Below are 15,963 nucleotides of genomic sequence, written 5' to 3' on the forward strand. Positions count from 1 at the left end.
GGGCTATCGCGCCGTTGCCACCCGATACGACAAACGCGACTACATCTGGCGCGGCACAATCGACATCGCATCGATCAGAATCTGGCTCCGCGACCCACCAACCCAAGATCTACGGGACACGCCCTAGACATAATCACTGACGTCCTCTCCAGAGGCAGACAGAACCGTCCCGTTGCTGGATTCGGTTCGTTGTTTGGGTGGGGTGTGCTTGAACAATTCGCTCTTCCCAGCCACCGCCTTTTTGGCGATGACCGGCTTTTCCTCGCTGGTGTTGGTCAGTGGGAGGCCGATGCCGACCGCCCATTCGGAGGCGGTGTAGCGGGTTTTCGACTCGACCCGACCGTTCGGTGGGATGACTTCGGGTTCGGCGTTCTTCTCGATCAGCACGGACCGGACTGGGGTCTTGGCGTCGAGGGGGTCGCGTCGGGTGATGTCGAGCCGGATCAGGTGGGCGAACCGGCGGTGTGCGGTGACGCGGCCTTCCCGGCCGTAGCAGGTGGACGCCAAGGACTCGGTGCGTTCTTCGACGTCTTTGCAGGTGACGCCTGCGACGAGCCACATCCAGGCCCGTTCACCGACCCTCGTGGGTCGGATGAAGATCAGCCAGGGCAGGCGTCCGGAGCGGTTCCGGAGCCCGTTCTCAGCCATGAACGCCCGCAGCCGGTGCCTGGTGACGTTCAAGCACCACAGGGCGATCAGCACCCGGTTGACTCCTGGGATGCACAGCAGGACCGCCACAGGTGCGACAAGGACACAGCCGGCAGCCCAGGCCGGCAGATCCATCCGGATCAGATATACGAACGCCGTCACCACAGCAGTGGTGGTGATGATCTCGGGTAGCCACCGCCACACGGCGACGACCACCTGCACTCCGACGCGCTGGTGGAACCGTGGTTTGACGTCCTCTACCAGGCGGACACGGTTACTAGAGCGGCTACGTCGTGGCATGACAGGTTCACCCGGCCTTCCGGAGTTCATCGGTGTCGAGGTTGAGGAAGGCGGTACGGGCCTGCTCGATCGCGGCGGTGAGCCGGTCGAGGGTTTCGATCTCGTGGACCCACAGAGTGATGCCGTGGTGGAGCCCGATGGTCAGCAACATGACGGGCTCGGAGTTGCCGTTGGTCGCCGAGCCGTTCAGGTAGGTCGTTGGCGTGATGTCGCCGCTGATCCGCAGTGGACTGAGGTCCCGGTCGACGTGGTGGGTAGAGTTGGACATGACAGAGCCCTCCCATTGGGTTGGGTTGTGTTTGGTAGGCAGAGAGCCGGAAGGTCTGGTAGCCGGTCCCGGCTCTCCGCCCGTCTTGTGTGGAGCGGCCCCCGACCTTTCGGGGGTCGTTCTCTTTGTGTTGATGCATGCGCCGTCCTGCAGCGCGTCTCGCCACCTCAGGGCGAGATCGGGATCACGTCACGTGCACTCGACTTGAGAACGTTGGTGTCGCCGTTCACCGTGCTATGACTCACGCGGCCTTTACCGACGCCTTGGTGTCGAGGGACTTGGCACGAAAGGCCACACCAGACCGACCGTTCGTCGCCCACGGCATGGCTTCCAGCTCAACCGGGGTAACGGTCTGCCCCACGCTCACCTTCGGCGGTTGACCCGCCACAGTGATCATGAGGACGTCCGCCCCGCTGTCAGCGTTGAGCGCCATCACCTGAGTGACGAACAGCAGCTCTCCGGTCTTGCGATCCGCCTTGTGCCGACCCTCGTTGTCGGTCTTCGGCTCCGGAGCCTTCGTCACCGTGAACGTGTACCGCGACGCATCGAGAAGCAGATTCATGAGTGCTCTCCCCTTCGTAGGAGTTCTGATGGAACGAGGCACCTCGCCTCACCACGCACGCTGCGTGGCTCCGTGCACGCGCCCGACTCGAACGGACCAACCGCGACTCGCGCGGCTTGCCACCTGGCTACGTGCTGCCACTCCTCACCTCCCTGACTTGCGGTCCTACTAGCCCGACCAACCGGACTAACAAGTCCGACTATAGGACACAATAGTCCTGGTGACAAGGACTAACAAGTCCGGGACGATGGGATGCATGCAGATGGGAGAAGTGATCCGGCAGCGCCGTCGCGATCTGGGCATGTCTCAGAGCGACCTTGCGCAGGCTGCCGGAGTCGACGCGCGACAGATTCGCCGGTACGAGACCGGCGACCAACAACCGCTCTTGACGGTGGCGATGGCCATCGCCGATGCCTTGCAGATCTCAGTGACCGAACTCGCCGGACGTCCGTCCCACCGGGTCAACGTCACCGGCGACTGGTGGGCGTCCTGGCAGACGTCCCGCGGTGGCGAACAGAAGATCGCCACCCAGCCCGTGCAGATGCGTCAAGAGGGCGACAAGGTGTTCATCGCCTCGACGCGACGCGGTCTCAGCGAAGAAGAGGGTGGCTACATGTGGAGCGGAGAGCTCCGACTCTGGGACAACGAGATCCTCACCGGCTGGTACGCGGCCGAGGACGGTTCGATCCGCTCCAAGGGCACCATGTACCTCGTTCTGCACCCGCACGGTGTCTACATGGAGGGCCGCTGGGTCGGCCTCGGCTACGACGACAGCATCATGACCGGCTGGGCAAGCATGGGGAAGACGAGCGAGGACTCCGAAGCTGCGATGACACGGCTCCTCAAGGGGGAGGCGAGCAGGCAGTGACGGAGCTGTGCGAAGTCGTCATCACCGCACCCGACCCAGACTGGCTCGCAGAGTTCACAGGGCAGCTCGTGTCCGAGCGGCTCTGCGCGAGCGGTCACAACTACACCCCTGTGCGATCTATCTACCGATGGCGCGGCCAGGTTCACGACCGCCAGGAAGGCCGAGTGTCGCTCCACACCCGTAGGAGCCTCGTGCCGGCGATTGTGCGCCGCGCCAAGGAACTGCATCCGTACGAGGTCCCCGGCATCAGTAGCAGGGTCATCGACGACGGCAACCCGGACTACCTCCAATGGATCCTCGACGAGACCCAGGAGCCGACGTCGTGACCGGACACCGGAGCCGCCTCTGCCACTTTGTCGTCGACGTCGGCGACCTGGACTACGGGCTCGCCTTCTGGAGTGCCGCACTCGGAGCGGAGGAAGAACCAGTCTCGAAAGGGAGCCAACACATCTACCGGCGTCTACGCCTACCCGACTCCGACGTCCGGATCCTGCTCCAGAAGACTGAGGACTCCAAGGTCTCGAAGGAACGTATGCATCTCGACATCGAGACCGATGACGTAGAGGCCGAGGCTACTCGGCTCGAAACGCTCGGCGCTACACGCTGGGACCACCAACAAGAACGCGGCTACGACTTCTGGGTCATGCGCGACCCCTGGCATAACGAGTTCTGCGTACTCCAACCAACCTTCCCCCACTTGCTCGCCCTGCGTCGCCCCGCGTGACCTAGCAGTAGCTCTGCGGCGCCTGTCCAAAAGATCAAACCATGGCGATCAAGGGCTGGCATACTTGGCGACGATCTTGAGGTCCATATGGGGGAGGGACATGCGATACCGGACCTAATGGTCAAATAGGACGCAAGTGGCGAGACGCCAGTGCTGGGGGGATACTGTGGCCATATACAAGAAGCCCGAGAAGCGTGTGCACCGAGGGTTCTATTACCTCAATGACGAGACCGTCATCAATTCACTCTCTGCCGTAGAGGCAGGCAAGGTTGACGAGGTAGTTGCGAAAGTCAACTCCTCACGCGAAGGCGGCTTCGGGGGAGGTGCCGGATTTCAGGGCGCCAAGATTGAAGGAGGGAAGAAATCTACCTCGGCATTCGAGGAAGAGATCGTACGCACGCGTACGCGGTTTTCGATCTTCGAACTCTGGTATCAGAATCTTGTAACCTCGAAAGCGATCGGTCAATTTAGAGGCTGGGGGCAGGACGCGCTCGAAGATGTTGACCCCGGCGACACTGTGGAACTTCGAGCCAGCCTGACGGTGGTTCCTCTTCAAGCGATGTTCCGAATGTTCCTCTGGTTCGCGAACTTAGCCAAGAGTCCCGGTCACATGTTCTCGCAGAAGGGTGACGAGCTCAAGACCACCAAGGAATCCGAACGGAACATACGCATGCTAGTGGGCGACGCCGATGAAATGGAGTTCGTTGTAATCGCCAAGCCCGTTGGAAATGCTGGTCCCATCGTTGCAATGCAACTGGCTGATCGTTGGATGATTGGCAATGTAGGCCACCTCTCTGGGCACTATACGGTCGTAGGCCAAGTAGATCAGGTGTTAACCGACGGCGATGAAGTTCCAACCATGCGCCTAATACGCGAAGCACCGCCAACGCCGCTCGAGGTCAACACGTTAGGAGATATCGTGGAGCCATTCATCGAACCAGCGAGCGCGTTTGGGGTATCCGTATCCAGGGATGATGCCGCCATCAAGGGGCCAGGGCTTTGGCTCACTCCGATCGCCATTTTCCGATAGGGATCATCCCGTGCAGGGCGGCCCTATAGAGTCGCTTCGTCCCGTCGGTGATGAGTTTCCCTACGTCTTCAAGGGCGGCCCGAACCGGGCCGCCGCGCCCGCCTCAACGGGGCCGGCCTTCCCTCCGCGCCTTGACGGCGCCCGGTCGGCCGGCCCGGCTGGGCGCGAAGAAAGGGCCGCCAGAAGACTGACGACCCTCACAGCGTCGGCACCGTTCACCAGAGACCCGGCGGTGGCCGGGGCGGGCCGGAGGCTTTAGCCACCTCGCTTGGTCCGGGTCCCGAAGGCCGGGGGCCCACGGTGGGCGGTAACGGTCGGCCAGCGAGCTGCCCACCGCGCCGGGCGAGGCTACGGGCCCCCGACCTCCCGGACCAAGCCAGGACACCGGCCAAACCCTCCGACCCTCCGAGCTGACCGATCCCTACGAGATGAGCCGGTGACCGACGAGGGCATGCGGTAGATCCGAGCCGGGTGAGGTCTCCCAACCGCGCACCAGTTCGAGGGACGAGACTGTCACGTCGACCAGGCCAGCACGCTGAGCCATCCGGATCGGCAGAGAGTGGTCTTGTAATCGCATGGCAGACAGCGCGTTGCGTGTCTCGGCGGTGTAGTGCCGCTGGAACAAGCCCATCGGTTTCTCGGCGGACTCCTGGGCTGGCGACTCGTCCATAGGGCCAGTTCCGAGGCCGTAGATCGCTACAACCCGGCCACCAGGTCGTAACAACGTCTGCCAGCTTCTGAAAGCCGTCTCCAGCTCGCGCAAGGTCCAGATCACGCTGCGAGAGATCACTACGTCGAAGCTCGCCGGCGGGAACGGTGGTCGCACCGCGTCCCCGACCAGCAACGACACGTCCAAGCCAGCCCGTTCGATGCGATCCTGCGCCGATTCGAGCATGCCCTCGGCTAGGTCGACCCCCGTCACCCGATGTCCGAGTTCCGCTGCCATCTGTGCAACGAATCCAGTGCCGGTCCCTACGTCCAGTACGTCGCTGGGCGTCTCGGGCAGGAGTGACCGAACTGTCTCCAGCCATGCCGTGTACTCCGATGATCCGGGCGCTGCCACGTTGTCCGCGGTGTTGTAGCCGGAGGCGAGGACGTTCCAGAACGCGGTGATCCGTGCCTGGACGGCATCTGCGTCGTCGGACATCTCCTGCTCCTTGAGATCGCTCCATGTGATGGCAGCATGCCGAGCGGATCCACGAGCGATCAAAGTAGCGACGTACAGCAGACAAGTACAGCAACGCAGCCGGCCGTAGCCGCCCATTCGAGACCCCCAATGGCCGCCTGACCTGCACGTACGACCTCTGGCGACCATCACGCCCATTGATGGCATCGAGGGGGTCTGGACTGCAGGCACGGGCCACACCGTCCGCCCTTCCGAGCTTCGACATGCCGCGTACTGTTCGGCACGTGAGACCGGACGCGATGCCTGAGTGCGCCGGGAGATGGCCGTGAACCTCCTGGACCTCGTAGTTGACTTCTGCCGAACGGGGACGCTGGGTCCCATGCGCTGTGGCGCCAAGCTCGAGGAACTGCACCGTCAGCTCGGACCGCACACCGACATCGCTGCCGATGGACGGCCCAGGCGGTGGAAGCCACGCCTGCACTACTGGGGAGCGATCGAAGTACTGATCTGCCACTCCACAGTGATCAGCCTCAGCCTCCAGACCTGGCGAGACACCGCCCAGCTGCCCGGCCAGCTCGGACTGGGCAACACCCCGATCCCGTGCCGCCTCAGTCATGTCGACGTCATGGACTCCCTCAACGCGGCCGAGATCGCTTGGCAAGACGCACCCGAACTCCTCGTCATCCCTGGTGACGGGGACGCCCGCGGTGTGCGCACCATGCCAGCGAACGTCGAGCTGGTCTTCTGGGACCACGACGGCACCGGCCGCAACGACACCACGCTGCGACTGAAAGGTGCCTACAAGAGCGACCCGAACGTCCGGTGCGGACCGCACCCCGACTCCGGACCACCCGACGGCAGATGACACCGTGACGGGGCCGTGGCGCATCCAGCTGCCATATCCTCCGTCGTGCCGGACGGGGCGGAGACTCACCATCGAGGAAGCAACGCCACCGCCATGACCACGAAGACCACCACGACCCTGTGGCGCCCGACAGGCCCGACGGAGTTGGACCTCGTTCGCCAGCTGGACTTCCGAGCCTGGCCACCGCGTCTGCCTGAGCAGCCGATCTTCTACCCGGTACTCAACGAGAACTACGCGATCATGATCGCCCGCGACTGGAACGTCAAGCACGACGGCGCCGGCTACGTGACCCGGTTCGAGGTCGACACCGACTTCCTGAGCCGCTACCCCGTGCAGCAGGTCGGCGGCAGCACCATCCTGGAACTGTGGGTCCCGGCCGAGGACCTGGACGAGTTCAACACGCACATCGTCGGCCAGATCGAGGTCATCCACGAGTTCCACTGACCGACGCCAGCCGTGACGCCAACCGACCCACTCAACAGCACACATCAGCCACCGCATCATGATCATCCCGAGTGCGAACCCGGCGCCGCAGCCGACCTGCCTGGACCTGAAAAGCGGAAGGTCGACGGTTCGATCCCGTCCCTGCCCACCATGTTTCCGCAGGTCAGCGGCTTGCAGAGCCTCCTGCGAGTGCCCGTCAGGGCCGAAACAATTGAGACCACCGAGACCGGAAACTGAGACCACCGGCGGCATCGTGCCTGGTCAGCGGCCTGCAAGCGTCTGATTCGGAAGCGGAAGGTCGCTGCCGTGTTGTGGCCGTTGCGTCCATTGTGTCCGCGGTCGGAGCGGGGCCCGTCGTCCCTGAGTAGGCCTCGTTCGGCCCGGTCCCCGTTCCAGGTGACCCGCGCCGGCATCGAGTTGCACCTAGGACCGCGGTCACAGGAGCACGGCCTCGAGCAGGTGGACATCACGCTGGAAGAGCAGCGCCTCATCCGAGGCCGCCCTCCTGAACTTTGGGCCTACGGGCCCCCGATGGAAATGCCGGCAGACATGACGCGAGTCCATCTGGCAGACATCTTCGAGGACGTCAACGAGTTCTACAGGTAGATCCACACCGGCAGATCCGTAGACCCAGGTGTCGCGAATCTGATGGCGGACCTGGGTCGCAGACAGTCGGTGCCCCCGACAGCAGATCTACGACAAATCACTGCCTCTGATACGCATCAGGCCTACGAGCCTGTTGACAACCGGAGGCAGGATCAACGCACGGATCTGCCGATGTCCGGGTGGGCGGGGACCCCTCACCCGTCGGCGGACTCGTCTCCCCCGTACAGGTCAACATCGAGGGGGATGCCCCGTCTCCCCAGTGCCAACATCGTCTCCGGCCCGAGCGTCACGCCTTCGTTTCCGCGCTCCATAAACCATCCGCAGAACAGGTCGACGGTGTACCGAGCGCCCAGGTCGCGCCACACCGCCTCGTCCGAGGTCAGGCGCCCGAGGATCGTCGCGACCTGGGCATCGACGTCGGCCGGCGTCGTCTCTTCGGCGTCCAGACTCCACAGACCGAAGCGCCGCGTTCTCGTCACACCGTGGGAGATCCACGCGTCGCCCATGGCCCAGCTTCGTGAGGGCTCACATCCCAAAGCAGTCGTGATCGCGTCCGGGACAAGGTCTTCGCCCGTAATCCGGAGCGCGGCCAACGCGCGAGCGAGTTCCGCCATGACAGCGAGAGTAGCCAGCCTTTAGGTCACGCTGCACGCGACTCACAACCATGCCGCGTTGAGTGAAGTAGGCGCGGCATCATTGCGTCGTGGACCAGTCGCTAGAATTCCCCGACGGCCGGCTCGAACTGCCCGACGGCGCCCGATTGGAACTCGTACCAGGAGGCGACGGCTACGCGTCAGCGGTTGTACGCCGAGAGGCCGACGGCTCAACCGGATGGCAGGCGCGGCCGCCCGAGGGAGAACATGACGCATGGGTCACGGTGCACCCTGTCGGGCGACTCCCTGATTTGCCATTCATGGTCGTCCTGGCTCGTCCGTATCGACCCGACCACGGGCACTGTCATCGAGCGCCTGTTCACCAAGTGAACGTACGCACATGCCGCCGTGAGGGCGTCTGAGAACGCGCCTGGCAGGCTTACGGCATGACCTTCGAACTCGCAAAGGTCCCGGGTGGCGACGTAGCCCGATGGGGTGAAGAGTGCCGCGCGAAGGCGCTGGCTGGAGTCGAGGCCAGAGACTGGCGCCCTGTCTACGACTGGACCAAGAGTTGGATCGGCTGGGGGCGGCGGGGCGTGGATACCAGACACGTGGCTCCTGTACGCCGTCTCCTCCCTGCTTCGAGGACAACCTCGGAATGCGGTGCACTCGCTCGACCTGGGCATCGGCACGTGGCTGGCGGGGCCAGGTGATCGTGCTGGCCTGACGTGGTGCCGAGGCATGGTTGTCATGAACGCTCTGCAGGACCCGAAGTCGGCCCTGCTCGACCTGGAACCCGTCGCAGAGTCACTGCCCCCGTGGCTAGCTCACCAAAACGCCGAACTCCTCGGCCGGTGCCGCGAGGCGGCCTCGCGAAGTCGCAAGCGCCAGCCGGCAGTCAAGCCGCACCCACACTTCACCGGTGCTGACAGTGTGCGACACGTAGTGGCTCCCGCTGCCACCGATCGCCGTGACGGCGATCCTCCTGCGGTGTGGGCAAACATCGTCGCCTACTTCAGCGCGTAACATCCGCAGATGCCGCGTTCCGCGCGCTCGTGCCGATTGGCAAGCGCCAAGGTTCTACGCTGCGACCTGTGCCCGACGACCTTGCCGAAGAGATGCGACTCCACATGGCTGAGCCCTTCTTCCCGACGCCGTGGAGAAGGGGATGGACTACAGGGAGGTGGATGCGGTCATGATCGGTGCCGACATCTACGGCTGGGCGACAAGGCCTGGGTTGCTGTCCGACCTGGACCGTTCTCGACTGGTGCAGGCGGCTGACGAACTGCAGCGCTCCATGGAGGCGTTTCCAGCAGACGCCCGGCCGTACTACGAGCGAATCCTTAGGATCGCTCGTCTCACTCTCGACGTCTGAGCGACGCACTCATCTGCCGCGGAGAGTGAAGTGCGGAAACTGCCGATGAGCGGACGCGTCACAAGTGGCGGATAAGCAGCGAGCCGCCGTACTGGGGCAGCCGGTCGGCGAGGGTCTGCAACACGGAGTTGGTGCGATGATCCGGGTCTCCGGCTTGAGCGGATACGACGATGCGCCACGGGCGTCCTGCTGCCTCCGGAAAGGACCTCTCCATCTGCCCGTCGAGAGCGAAGGAGACGTAGGTCTGCACCTTGTCTTGCAGCGATGACAACTGCGCATCGGAGCCCGTCCAGGGAGCGTCAGCCACGATGACCAGTTCGACCACCCCATCCGCGGTCTCAGCAACCAGGTCCACCTTGCCGGGGTCGAAGAGAGCTTCCGAATGCTTCCGTCCAAAGCGCATGGCCTCAGCGTAGGTCCGCCGGCACGTCCGCACATGCCGCGATCCGCGCGGTCATGCCGAATTGAGGGCCCTCAGCGAGGCAAGCTTCTCGCTTACTTGTCTGCGAGCCAGTCTGGCTGCGCTTCGCGATCGAGGGCCCGTGCCGGACAAGCCGGGTCCCTACATGCCACGTCGGGATCGTCGTCAGCCGAGCCCTCCGCCTGATGCTCGAACTCGTAGTGGAAGCAACTCCAGTGCATGCGCTCGAAGACCTCGAAGTTCTCGGCCTCACGGACCACCGGCCGGTTGCAGCGACGGCACGTCGGCACTTCTTCTGACATCTGAGCATCATGCCTCGTGACTGCTCGGTCATGCCGCTGATCGCGCGGTCGCGGCGACGAGCGGTAATCCCACCGATGAGCTTGCCGCTGTCCGTGCGGATGCGGTGGTGTTACCCGCTGAAGGCCTCCGCCAGATCGGTCCACAGGTCTGCCAGGACCTCGGTGCGCTCCGTAAGTTGATCCAAGGGCATCCAGGCGTCTTCTTCGGCGGCGTGGAGCTTGCGGTACGCCTCAGCATTGAAGCGAGCCGCCGCTTCGGCCACAGACTGTGCCGCGAGAGCAAGTTGTGTGTGGTCGAGCTGTTCTCGGACGGCCGCCATGAACGCGCCCTCGACCTGCTCGTACTGCTCGGACAACCGCTCCAAGTCGGACTTCACCCGTGCATTCTGTCCGCCGGCCCCTCTAAACGCACGGATCTGCCGCGATCCGGTGCTCGTGCCGATGTACGGGACTATCAGGCCCGGAAGGTCTGGCCCGTCGGACGGCCGTGGCGGATCTGTTCGAGTGACCACGCGTCGTCGGAGTAGTCGTCGAACGCGTATCCGCCCTCGGCCAGGAGACGCTCGACAAGATCACGCATCTCAGCCTGGTAGTCCCCGCGACCGGCCACACGAACCTCGACCCATACGCCCGCGAGTTCCTGCCCCTCCTTCCGCAGGGCGTCCACCTCGGATTTGGAGAACCAGCCCTGGACCTGCAACGCCTGGATCAGGTCTTGCGCAGACTCGTAGCGGGTCACACCGACCTCAAGCCGTCGATTAGCAACCCCGAACCATTCCGACCCTGCACGCTCGCCCACGCTATCGAGCAGGGGCAGCAGCCCAGGCAGGCCCATGACCGGGAACACCTGCACCGACCTCATAGCCGACAGTGTCTCAGCCGCGCACCCAGACGTCCGCACATGCCGCTGTCCGCACGATCATGCCGATGATCGGATGATCGCGAGCCCGACACCATGACCGTCGGAAGCCCGCCATCACGGCGATTCGCGGTCCTCCGGCAACTTGCCGCGCCTAGTGAAGACTCCCATGGCGGTTTCGGCCTCGCAGCGCAACCGCTCCCAGGCCGGCATAGCCTGGACGTCTCTGAGTGATGGGTAGTCGTCAGGCACTACCCTGGCCGTCTCCTGCCACACGCCGTGGAACTTCTTGATGGCCTCGATCTCGTCGGCGGTGTAGACGTCTGGCCAGTCATCAACGCTGTCGAGGCCCCGAGGAAGCTGGTCCTCCCACTGGTTGATGACCTCGTATGGCACGTGTGCTATTGGTGCTGCCCGCTCATAGTCCCTCTGTGCGGCGAAGGAACCAGCGAGTTCGAAGTACTCGATGATCCGATTGCGGACGCGCTGCTCGATCAGACGCCCCCTAGGATCATCGCCCTGGGGTTCGATCACGGCCACATCCTTCCGGCGGCCGCCCCCACACTGTCACTCCATGACGGCGAGCGCACTTACCTGCCGCCGGATAGCGCCCGCCGGAACGGCTCGGACACACGGATCTGCCCGCAGTCGGTGCGCGTTTTCGGGGGTCGCCGCCCATGGTGGACGGCGCCCCCTGGCGCCCGGCCCGACTCGAACGGTGCCGTCATCCTTGGGTTCAGTGACGCCCAGTACCAGCGCTGGGCGTTGAGCAGACTGACCTCCAACCGTACGAGAGAGGCCGCTCTCGAGCACGTCAATTGAATGTCCGCTCATGCCGCCGAGCGGGAAGCGATCATGCCGCCGTCCTCGCGATCATGCCGATGAGCGCGCTAGTGCTGCTCGCGGTACGGCCACTCTGATTCCGGAGGTTCCCATCCGTCGGGAGGCCGGTGGTAGGCGCCCTCGGCGAGGCATGAATCGCACGCCGAGGCGAACTCGTCGTCGAGTCCGAGGCGTTCTGATTCAGCGATCGACGAGGGCGTGAGTTGCCGCATGCACCAGTCGCAGTACGTCTGGCCACCGCGTCGTTCAAGAACCTGGAGGTCTGGTCCCTCTACGACCAGCTGGGCTTCGTCGCTGCACGCCACGACCCGGCGGACCTCACCTGCCACTCCTACGCGGAGAAGGGCGTGGCCCAACTCGCCGACGGCGCCTCCCGCAGCCAAAGAGAAATCCTCCTGCGCGACGTTCATGCATACCTTCAGCTCGTTTGGCGCCTCACCCGACCAGACGCACAACTCCTCGTCGTGGGGGCGGAGGGCGGCGGCGATCCGATCAAGATCGTCTGGTGTCAACGGCTGGATCGCCTGAAAGTCCAGGTACACGACGAAGGGCTCCACGTCACAAGTGTCCTCCACCGAATGATCCTGTAGTGGCCGCCCGCTCATGCCGCGATCCGCGCAGCCATGCCTATGAGCGAACGAGCGGCCCTCCGACTACCGTGGCGGCTATGGATGCCGGCCCACGCCGATTGACGGTCGCTGAAGCCTACGAGGCGGCTTACCGGCTCGTGTGGGACTACGCAAGCAGGGAGCCGGACTCGGAATCGCTGCAACTCATGCTCGTGGCCATGGAACCGACCGCAGACAGCGAGCGCACTAACGACCCGGCCCTGTGGCACGACTGGCTCCGATGTGTCGAAGCCGTCGGGCGGGCACCCCTCCCTCGCTTCCCGAGCTCGTGACCATGCGCACATGCCGCGTTCCGCGTGGTCATGCCGAATTGAGGGCGCTACTGACCGGGCCGATCGCGCCAGAACCGAGGTGATCCTTCCGACTGCCACTCAGCGCGGTATGCCTCGAACGAAGATGGTTGTGCGGTCCCCGGGTTGTCGTCGTTCCCAAACTCGAAGCCGCAGTTCGGGCACACCTCATACGAAGGGCGGCCGAGCAGATCCTCGTAGGGCGGGGTGATGGCCGTGCCCTTTGGCGGCGGCCAAACCTCGTAGGGAGGCGCGGTCAGCTCGCGCGAACCGCAGCCGGGCATTCGAACATGCTGCGAGTATTCCGCAGATGCCGGGAGCGGCGCACTGACATGCCGCTGTCCGCGCGATTTCCCATGCCGATAGGCCGAAGGTCATCCTCATTAATGACGCCTGGTGATGTCCTCGGCCGCTTGAATCGTCTCGGGTCGGAGTATCCTGCTCGCGCCGAGCAGCTCGATCCCCAGCACACGGCCGTTTGCGTCGAAGTCCACCGTCAACGCCGCGTTCTCCAGCGGGATATCAGCCACCCGGGAGTTGGCGACCTCGCCTCGGGCGATCTCATCGACCAGGTAAACGTAGGTGGCATCGGCTTCGGCATCGTAGGTGACGCGCATGGCCGGGATTCTCACATGGAACGCACTCATCTGCCGCGATCCGCGCGGTCATGCCGATGAGCGGTAACTGCGGATGATCTTGTCCGGCGCAGTTGTGCCGATGAGCGGTTACGCGGGCAGCTGACCGTACCGCCTGGATGGTCGTCATGGGCGGGACAGGTGAACTGCCTTGATGCTCGGGTCTACTCAACTGTGAGCGTGCTCGGCTTTTCACCCCGGTACGGAATCCAGAGGTAGCCCGGCTGGAACTCGACGTAGTTGTCTCCCAAGCGGAGTTCGTCGTGCAGGGCGTCCTTGAGGACGAGTCCATCGATAGTGCCGTCGGCCAGCTCGTCTGCCCAGTCGCTCTTGAGTTCTGAGGGATCGACGGAGCTCTCCGGGTCCCAGCCGACCTTCGCCACGAGGTACCCGTTGAACCGCTCAAGTAAGCGGTAGAGCCCTATACCTACCTCGCTCAACTCGGCGGCAGAGAGTCTGAATCTCGGCAGCGTCCCGTCCAGGCTCACACCCCAGCCGACAGCAACCGGGATCACTGATACCTCGATGTAGGAGGGCGTCCGGTTCATCACGGTGCGGTGGACGGGAATGCGGTGGCGGCCCGCCTGAACCGGCGCGGGGCTGGGATCGGCGAGGGCGGCCGCGCGTGCACCCTCGACGTTCTCACCGAAGTTGACTACCAACTCAAAGCAGATCGCCATGGCGTCCTCAGCTCGTCGGCCACGACGCCCCGGCACCCGGGCGCCCGGGCGCCCGGGCGCCCGGGCGCCCGGGACATTCTTGCGTGGAGGATCTCCGGATAGCACTGCAGGGCCTGGTCGTGGGCGGAGACCAACCCCGCGGCCATCCGGAACTGCCGCCGACCCGTCGAACGGTGTAGCAGGGGGAGAATGGTTCCGTGAGTGATCCCGCAGCAAGGTACCTCGCCACTTTGGGCAAGATGGCCGAGGCCGAAGGCGACGACGGGCTCGGCCAGAACCGCCCACGCCAGTGGAACCGGCTGGTTGAGCGTCTGCAGGTCGCGCGCAAGGAACTCGCGGCCACCGAGTCCGGCCAGGAGCTAATCAATGGGCTCCTCGACGACCCGCGAGTAACTGTCCGCCTGTGGGCCGCCAGCCACGCACTGCACTGGAACGCACACGCTGCGCGAACGGTGTTGGAGGAAATCCAGGCGGATCCAGCGCTCGGACTAAATGGACTCAACGCCGAGATGACGCTTCGCGAGTTCGACGCGAGACGCCTGAATCCGGACTGGTGATTCGCGCGCCCATGCCGCGGAGAGTGCGGCGCGGCACTGCCGATGTCCGGGTGGGCGGGGACCCCTCACCCGTCGGCGGACTCGTCTCCCCCGTACAGGTCAACATCGAGGGGGATGCCCCGTCTCCCCAGCGCCAACATCGTCTCCGGCTCAAGCGTCACGCCTTCGTTTCCGCGCTCCATAAACCATCCGCAGAACAGGTCGACGGTGTACCGAGCGCCCAGGTCGCGCCACACCGCCTCGTCGGAGGTCAGGCGCCCGCGGATCGTCGCGACCTGGGCATCGACGTCGGCCGGCGTCGTCTCTTCGGCGTCCAGACTCCACAGACCGAAGCGCCGCGTTCTCGTCACACCGTGGGAGATCCACGCCTCGCCCTTGGCCCAGCTTCGTGAGGGCTCACATCCCAAAGCCGTCGTGATCGCGTCCGGAACAAGTTCTTCGCCCGCAACCCGGAGCGCGGCCAACGCGCGAGCGAGTTCCGCCATGACAGCGAGAGTAGCCAGCCTTAAGGTCACGCTGCACGCGACTCACAACCATGCCGCGACCGCGAGGGTCATGCCGATGTGAGGTTCTGCTCCGGCCTCCTCGCCGCTCCTTCCTGAGAGGATTGTTTCATGAAGGTTCCGCCGCAAGAAGCGGGCGCCTGAGGATGTGCAGTGGGAGCACATCCAGGCCGAGGTTCGAAGGGCACGTCAATCACGGTTCGAGCAGACAGTGACGCAGCGAGATCTCGTCGATTCTGTGTCGCAGATCCTCTTGCGGGCCGATCCTGTCGGGATCAACTTCGAGACGAACACAGATGAGTACGACGCGGAAGCGGAAACCATCGTGATCGGCCTACCGAACACGCACGGCCCCGAGGACGTGAACGCGCTGACGCACGAGACTTCGTTCAGTGGTTCGACGCACAGACTGCCGGCCCCATCGAGCGGTACGCCGCGGTGTCCTCAGAGATTTGGAACCTGTGACGACGCCATCATGGTCAGCATGGACTGAGCGGTCAGTAGGCACTCACTTGCCGCTCTTCGCTCGCGGGTCCACGGCTATACGCGCGAGAGGACGATCGTCGAGAAGTCCGGAAGCTCAACGGCCGCGCGCTCGTGGCTTCGATCGATCATGCTCAGCCGGGTGATCGATTGGTCAACGCGATGGATGCAGTACAGGTCGTTCGTTCCGTCGTCGCCGAATGCGATCCAGTCGTCGAGGTAGCCGTCGATGGGTCTCAGCCAACTCTCGGCTCCACCCATAGACCCCGCAGGTAATGGCAAACGCCGGACCTTAGCGTGTCATGTTCCAGGGTGATCCTCGCCCCGGCCTGGTGCTCATCGTCAACCATGA

Annotated in this window: 25 protein-coding genes; 11 read left to right on the plus strand and 14 right to left on the minus strand. The window is 64.3% G+C overall.

Annotated features, from left to right (window positions below; genetic code table 11):
* Positions 1 to 123: 123 nt before the first annotated feature.
* The 3 genes from ABNF93_RS30815 to ABNF93_RS30825 all read right to left on the minus strand — a co-directional run bounded on the left by ABNF93_RS30815 (position 124) and on the right by ABNF93_RS30825 (position 1,778).
* Positions 124 to 948, minus strand: a complete 825-nt coding sequence (locus ABNF93_RS30815) for a hypothetical protein (RefSeq protein ID WP_349331760.1) — start codon at positions 946 to 948, stop codon at positions 124 to 126.
* A gap of 7 nt (positions 949 to 955) precedes the next feature.
* Positions 956 to 1,216, minus strand: coding sequence for a hypothetical protein (locus tag ABNF93_RS30820; RefSeq protein ID WP_349331761.1), 261 nt, complete (start codon positions 1,214 to 1,216; stop codon positions 956 to 958).
* Between the two features lie 241 nt (positions 1,217 to 1,457).
* The gene (locus ABNF93_RS30825; protein WP_349331762.1) at positions 1,458 to 1,778 is read right to left on the minus strand and encodes a hypothetical protein; all 321 of its coding nucleotides are present in this window, start codon (positions 1,776 to 1,778) and stop codon (positions 1,458 to 1,460) included.
* A 256-nt stretch (positions 1,779 to 2,034) separates the two neighbouring features.
* Between ABNF93_RS30825 and ABNF93_RS30830 the strand changes: the two genes are divergently transcribed.
* From ABNF93_RS30830 to ABNF93_RS30845, 4 genes are all read left to right on the plus strand, one after another.
* On the plus strand, positions 2,035 to 2,646 hold the full coding sequence (locus tag ABNF93_RS30830) for a helix-turn-helix domain-containing protein (RefSeq protein ID WP_349331763.1): 612 nt from the start codon (positions 2,035 to 2,037) through the stop codon (positions 2,644 to 2,646).
* Positions 2,643 to 2,972, plus strand: a complete 330-nt coding sequence (cutA, locus tag ABNF93_RS30835; RefSeq protein WP_349331764.1) for a divalent-cation tolerance protein CutA — start codon at positions 2,643 to 2,645, stop codon at positions 2,970 to 2,972. The genes ABNF93_RS30830 and cutA overlap by 4 nt, the downstream gene beginning before the upstream one ends.
* Positions 2,969 to 3,370: a VOC family protein gene (locus ABNF93_RS30840; RefSeq protein ID WP_349331765.1), complete on the plus strand. Its 402-nt coding sequence runs from the start codon at positions 2,969 to 2,971 to the stop codon at positions 3,368 to 3,370. The genes cutA and ABNF93_RS30840 overlap by 4 nt, the downstream gene beginning before the upstream one ends.
* A 166-nt stretch (positions 3,371 to 3,536) precedes the next feature.
* Complete coding sequence (locus ABNF93_RS30845) at positions 3,537 to 4,400, plus strand: DUF6414 family protein (protein WP_349331766.1); 864 nt, start codon at positions 3,537 to 3,539, stop codon at positions 4,398 to 4,400.
* A gap of 421 nt (positions 4,401 to 4,821) precedes the next feature.
* On the opposite strand, the gene ABNF93_RS30850 is transcribed toward ABNF93_RS30845, so the two are convergent.
* Entirely contained in the window at positions 4,822 to 5,547 is a 726-nt protein-coding gene (locus ABNF93_RS30850; RefSeq protein ID WP_349331767.1) for a class I SAM-dependent methyltransferase, read from the minus strand.
* A 358-nt stretch (positions 5,548 to 5,905) separates the two neighbouring features.
* Here ABNF93_RS30850 and ABNF93_RS30855 point away from each other — a divergent pair, with 358 nt between their 5' ends.
* Both ABNF93_RS30855 and ABNF93_RS30860 read left to right on the plus strand, forming a co-directional pair.
* Entirely contained in the window at positions 5,906 to 6,391 is a 486-nt protein-coding gene (locus tag ABNF93_RS30855; protein ID WP_349331769.1) for a hypothetical protein, read from the plus strand.
* Positions 6,392 to 6,484: 93 nt separating this feature from the next.
* A complete protein-coding gene (locus tag ABNF93_RS30860; protein ID WP_349331770.1) occupies positions 6,485 to 6,835 on the plus strand; it encodes a hypothetical protein in 351 nt (116 codons plus the stop codon).
* An 800-nt stretch (positions 6,836 to 7,635) separates the two neighbouring features.
* Here ABNF93_RS30860 and ABNF93_RS30865 read toward each other — a convergent pair.
* Positions 7,636 to 8,055, minus strand: a complete 420-nt coding sequence (locus ABNF93_RS30865) for a DUF4279 domain-containing protein (protein WP_349331771.1) — start codon at positions 8,053 to 8,055, stop codon at positions 7,636 to 7,638.
* Positions 8,056 to 8,784: 729 nt separating this feature from the next.
* On the opposite strand from ABNF93_RS30865, the gene ABNF93_RS30870 reads away from it, so the two are divergent.
* Together ABNF93_RS30870 and ABNF93_RS30875 are read left to right on the plus strand one after the other, a co-directional pair.
* Entirely contained in the window at positions 8,785 to 9,060 is a 276-nt protein-coding gene (locus tag ABNF93_RS30870; protein ID WP_349331772.1) for a hypothetical protein, read from the plus strand.
* 142 nt (positions 9,061 to 9,202) lie between these two features.
* Complete coding sequence (locus ABNF93_RS30875; RefSeq protein WP_349331773.1) at positions 9,203 to 9,409, plus strand: hypothetical protein; 207 nt, start codon at positions 9,203 to 9,205, stop codon at positions 9,407 to 9,409.
* Positions 9,410 to 9,467: 58 nt separating this feature from the next.
* Here ABNF93_RS30875 and ABNF93_RS30880 read toward each other — a convergent pair whose 3' ends face one another.
* The 5 genes from ABNF93_RS30880 to ABNF93_RS30900 all read right to left on the minus strand — a co-directional run bounded on the left by ABNF93_RS30880 (position 9,468) and on the right by ABNF93_RS30900 (position 11,525).
* Positions 9,468 to 9,812, minus strand: coding sequence for a DUF6572 domain-containing protein (locus tag ABNF93_RS30880; protein WP_349331774.1), 345 nt, complete (start codon positions 9,810 to 9,812; stop codon positions 9,468 to 9,470).
* Positions 9,813 to 9,904: 92 nt separating this feature from the next.
* A complete protein-coding gene (locus tag ABNF93_RS30885) occupies positions 9,905 to 10,132 on the minus strand; it encodes a hypothetical protein (RefSeq protein ID WP_349331775.1) in 228 nt (75 codons plus the stop codon).
* A 110-nt stretch (positions 10,133 to 10,242) separates the two neighbouring features.
* Positions 10,243 to 10,509, minus strand: a complete 267-nt coding sequence (locus ABNF93_RS30890; protein WP_349331776.1) for a hypothetical protein — start codon at positions 10,507 to 10,509, stop codon at positions 10,243 to 10,245.
* A 77-nt stretch (positions 10,510 to 10,586) separates the two neighbouring features.
* Positions 10,587 to 10,985 (minus strand): hypothetical protein, encoded by a 399-nt coding sequence (locus ABNF93_RS30895; protein WP_349331777.1) that lies wholly within the window; start codon positions 10,983 to 10,985, stop codon positions 10,587 to 10,589.
* A gap of 123 nt (positions 10,986 to 11,108) precedes the next feature.
* Positions 11,109 to 11,525: a hypothetical protein gene (locus ABNF93_RS30900; protein WP_349331778.1), complete on the minus strand. Its 417-nt coding sequence runs from the start codon at positions 11,523 to 11,525 to the stop codon at positions 11,109 to 11,111.
* A 512-nt stretch (positions 11,526 to 12,037) separates the two neighbouring features.
* On the opposite strand from ABNF93_RS30900, the gene ABNF93_RS30905 reads away from it, so the two are divergent.
* The gene (locus ABNF93_RS30905; protein WP_349331779.1) at positions 12,038 to 12,424 is read left to right on the plus strand and encodes a hypothetical protein; all 387 of its coding nucleotides are present in this window, start codon (positions 12,038 to 12,040) and stop codon (positions 12,422 to 12,424) included.
* A 712-nt stretch (positions 12,425 to 13,136) separates the two neighbouring features.
* Here ABNF93_RS30905 and ABNF93_RS30910 read toward each other — a convergent pair.
* The gene (locus ABNF93_RS30910) at positions 13,137 to 13,370 is read right to left on the minus strand and encodes a DUF2283 domain-containing protein (RefSeq protein ID WP_349331780.1); all 234 of its coding nucleotides are present in this window, start codon (positions 13,368 to 13,370) and stop codon (positions 13,137 to 13,139) included.
* Positions 13,371 to 13,552: 182 nt separating this feature from the next.
* Positions 13,553 to 14,068: a hypothetical protein gene (locus ABNF93_RS30915; RefSeq protein ID WP_349331781.1), complete on the minus strand. Its 516-nt coding sequence runs from the start codon at positions 14,066 to 14,068 to the stop codon at positions 13,553 to 13,555.
* Between the two features lie 197 nt (positions 14,069 to 14,265).
* On the opposite strand from ABNF93_RS30915, the gene ABNF93_RS30920 reads away from it, so the two are divergent.
* On the plus strand, positions 14,266 to 14,625 hold the full coding sequence (locus tag ABNF93_RS30920) for a DUF2019 domain-containing protein (protein WP_349331782.1): 360 nt from the start codon (positions 14,266 to 14,268) through the stop codon (positions 14,623 to 14,625).
* Positions 14,626 to 14,690: 65 nt separating this feature from the next.
* Here ABNF93_RS30920 and ABNF93_RS30925 read toward each other — a convergent pair whose 3' ends face one another.
* Positions 14,691 to 15,110, minus strand: coding sequence for a DUF4279 domain-containing protein (locus tag ABNF93_RS30925; RefSeq protein WP_349331783.1), 420 nt, complete (start codon positions 15,108 to 15,110; stop codon positions 14,691 to 14,693).
* Positions 15,111 to 15,276: 166 nt separating this feature from the next.
* Here ABNF93_RS30925 and ABNF93_RS30930 point away from each other — a divergent pair, with 166 nt between their 5' ends.
* Positions 15,277 to 15,621, plus strand: a complete 345-nt coding sequence (locus tag ABNF93_RS30930) for a hypothetical protein (protein ID WP_349331784.1) — start codon at positions 15,277 to 15,279, stop codon at positions 15,619 to 15,621.
* A gap of 47 nt (positions 15,622 to 15,668) precedes the next feature.
* Here the strand turns inward: ABNF93_RS30930 and ABNF93_RS30935 are convergent, their stop codons facing one another.
* Positions 15,669 to 15,872 carry a hypothetical protein gene (locus ABNF93_RS30935; RefSeq protein WP_349331785.1) on the minus strand — a complete coding sequence of 68 codons (204 nt, stop codon included), beginning with the start codon at positions 15,870 to 15,872 and terminating at the stop codon, positions 15,669 to 15,671.
* Between the last annotated feature and the right edge of the window lie 91 nt (positions 15,873 to 15,963).

The sequence above is a fragment of the Actinopolymorpha sp. B9G3 genome (assembly GCF_040120725.1).
Classification (GTDB): domain Bacteria; phylum Actinomycetota; class Actinomycetes; order Propionibacteriales; family Actinopolymorphaceae; genus Thermasporomyces.

Excerpts from the sequence above, each read along its gene's own strand:
- ABNF93_RS30860 (WP_349331770.1), top strand. The coding sequence starts at position 6,485 with ATGACCACGAAGACCACCACGACCCTGTGGCGCCCGACAGGCCCGACG.
- ABNF93_RS30820 (WP_349331761.1), bottom strand. The coding sequence starts at position 1,216 with ATGTCCAACTCTACCCACCACGTCGACCGGGACCTCAGTCCACTGCGG.
- ABNF93_RS30870 (WP_349331772.1), top strand. The coding sequence starts at position 8,785 with ATGAACGCTCTGCAGGACCCGAAGTCGGCCCTGCTCGACCTGGAACCC.
- ABNF93_RS30880 (WP_349331774.1), bottom strand. The coding sequence starts at position 9,812 with ATGCGCTTTGGACGGAAGCATTCGGAAGCTCTCTTCGACCCCGGCAAG.
- ABNF93_RS30855 (WP_349331769.1), top strand. The coding sequence starts at position 5,906 with ATGCGCTGTGGCGCCAAGCTCGAGGAACTGCACCGTCAGCTCGGACCG.
- ABNF93_RS30875 (WP_349331773.1), top strand. The coding sequence starts at position 9,203 with ATGGACTACAGGGAGGTGGATGCGGTCATGATCGGTGCCGACATCTAC.
- ABNF93_RS30915 (WP_349331781.1), bottom strand. The coding sequence starts at position 14,068 with ATGGCGATCTGCTTTGAGTTGGTAGTCAACTTCGGTGAGAACGTCGAG.
- ABNF93_RS30865 (WP_349331771.1), bottom strand. The coding sequence starts at position 8,055 with ATGGCGGAACTCGCTCGCGCGTTGGCCGCGCTCCGGATTACGGGCGAA.
- ABNF93_RS30815 (WP_349331760.1), bottom strand. The coding sequence starts at position 948 with ATGCCACGACGTAGCCGCTCTAGTAACCGTGTCCGCCTGGTAGAGGAC.
- ABNF93_RS30910 (WP_349331780.1), bottom strand. The coding sequence starts at position 13,370 with ATGCGCGTCACCTACGATGCCGAAGCCGATGCCACCTACGTTTACCTG.
- ABNF93_RS30935 (WP_349331785.1), bottom strand. The coding sequence starts at position 15,872 with ATGGGTGGAGCCGAGAGTTGGCTGAGACCCATCGACGGCTACCTCGAC.
- ABNF93_RS30925 (WP_349331783.1), bottom strand. The coding sequence starts at position 15,110 with ATGGCGGAACTCGCTCGCGCGTTGGCCGCGCTCCGGGTTGCGGGCGAA.
- ABNF93_RS30830 (WP_349331763.1), top strand. The coding sequence starts at position 2,035 with ATGCAGATGGGAGAAGTGATCCGGCAGCGCCGTCGCGATCTGGGCATG.
- ABNF93_RS30825 (WP_349331762.1), bottom strand. The coding sequence starts at position 1,778 with ATGAATCTGCTTCTCGATGCGTCGCGGTACACGTTCACGGTGACGAAG.
- ABNF93_RS30885 (WP_349331775.1), bottom strand. The coding sequence starts at position 10,132 with ATGTCAGAAGAAGTGCCGACGTGCCGTCGCTGCAACCGGCCGGTGGTC.
- ABNF93_RS30850 (WP_349331767.1), bottom strand. The coding sequence starts at position 5,547 with ATGTCCGACGACGCAGATGCCGTCCAGGCACGGATCACCGCGTTCTGG.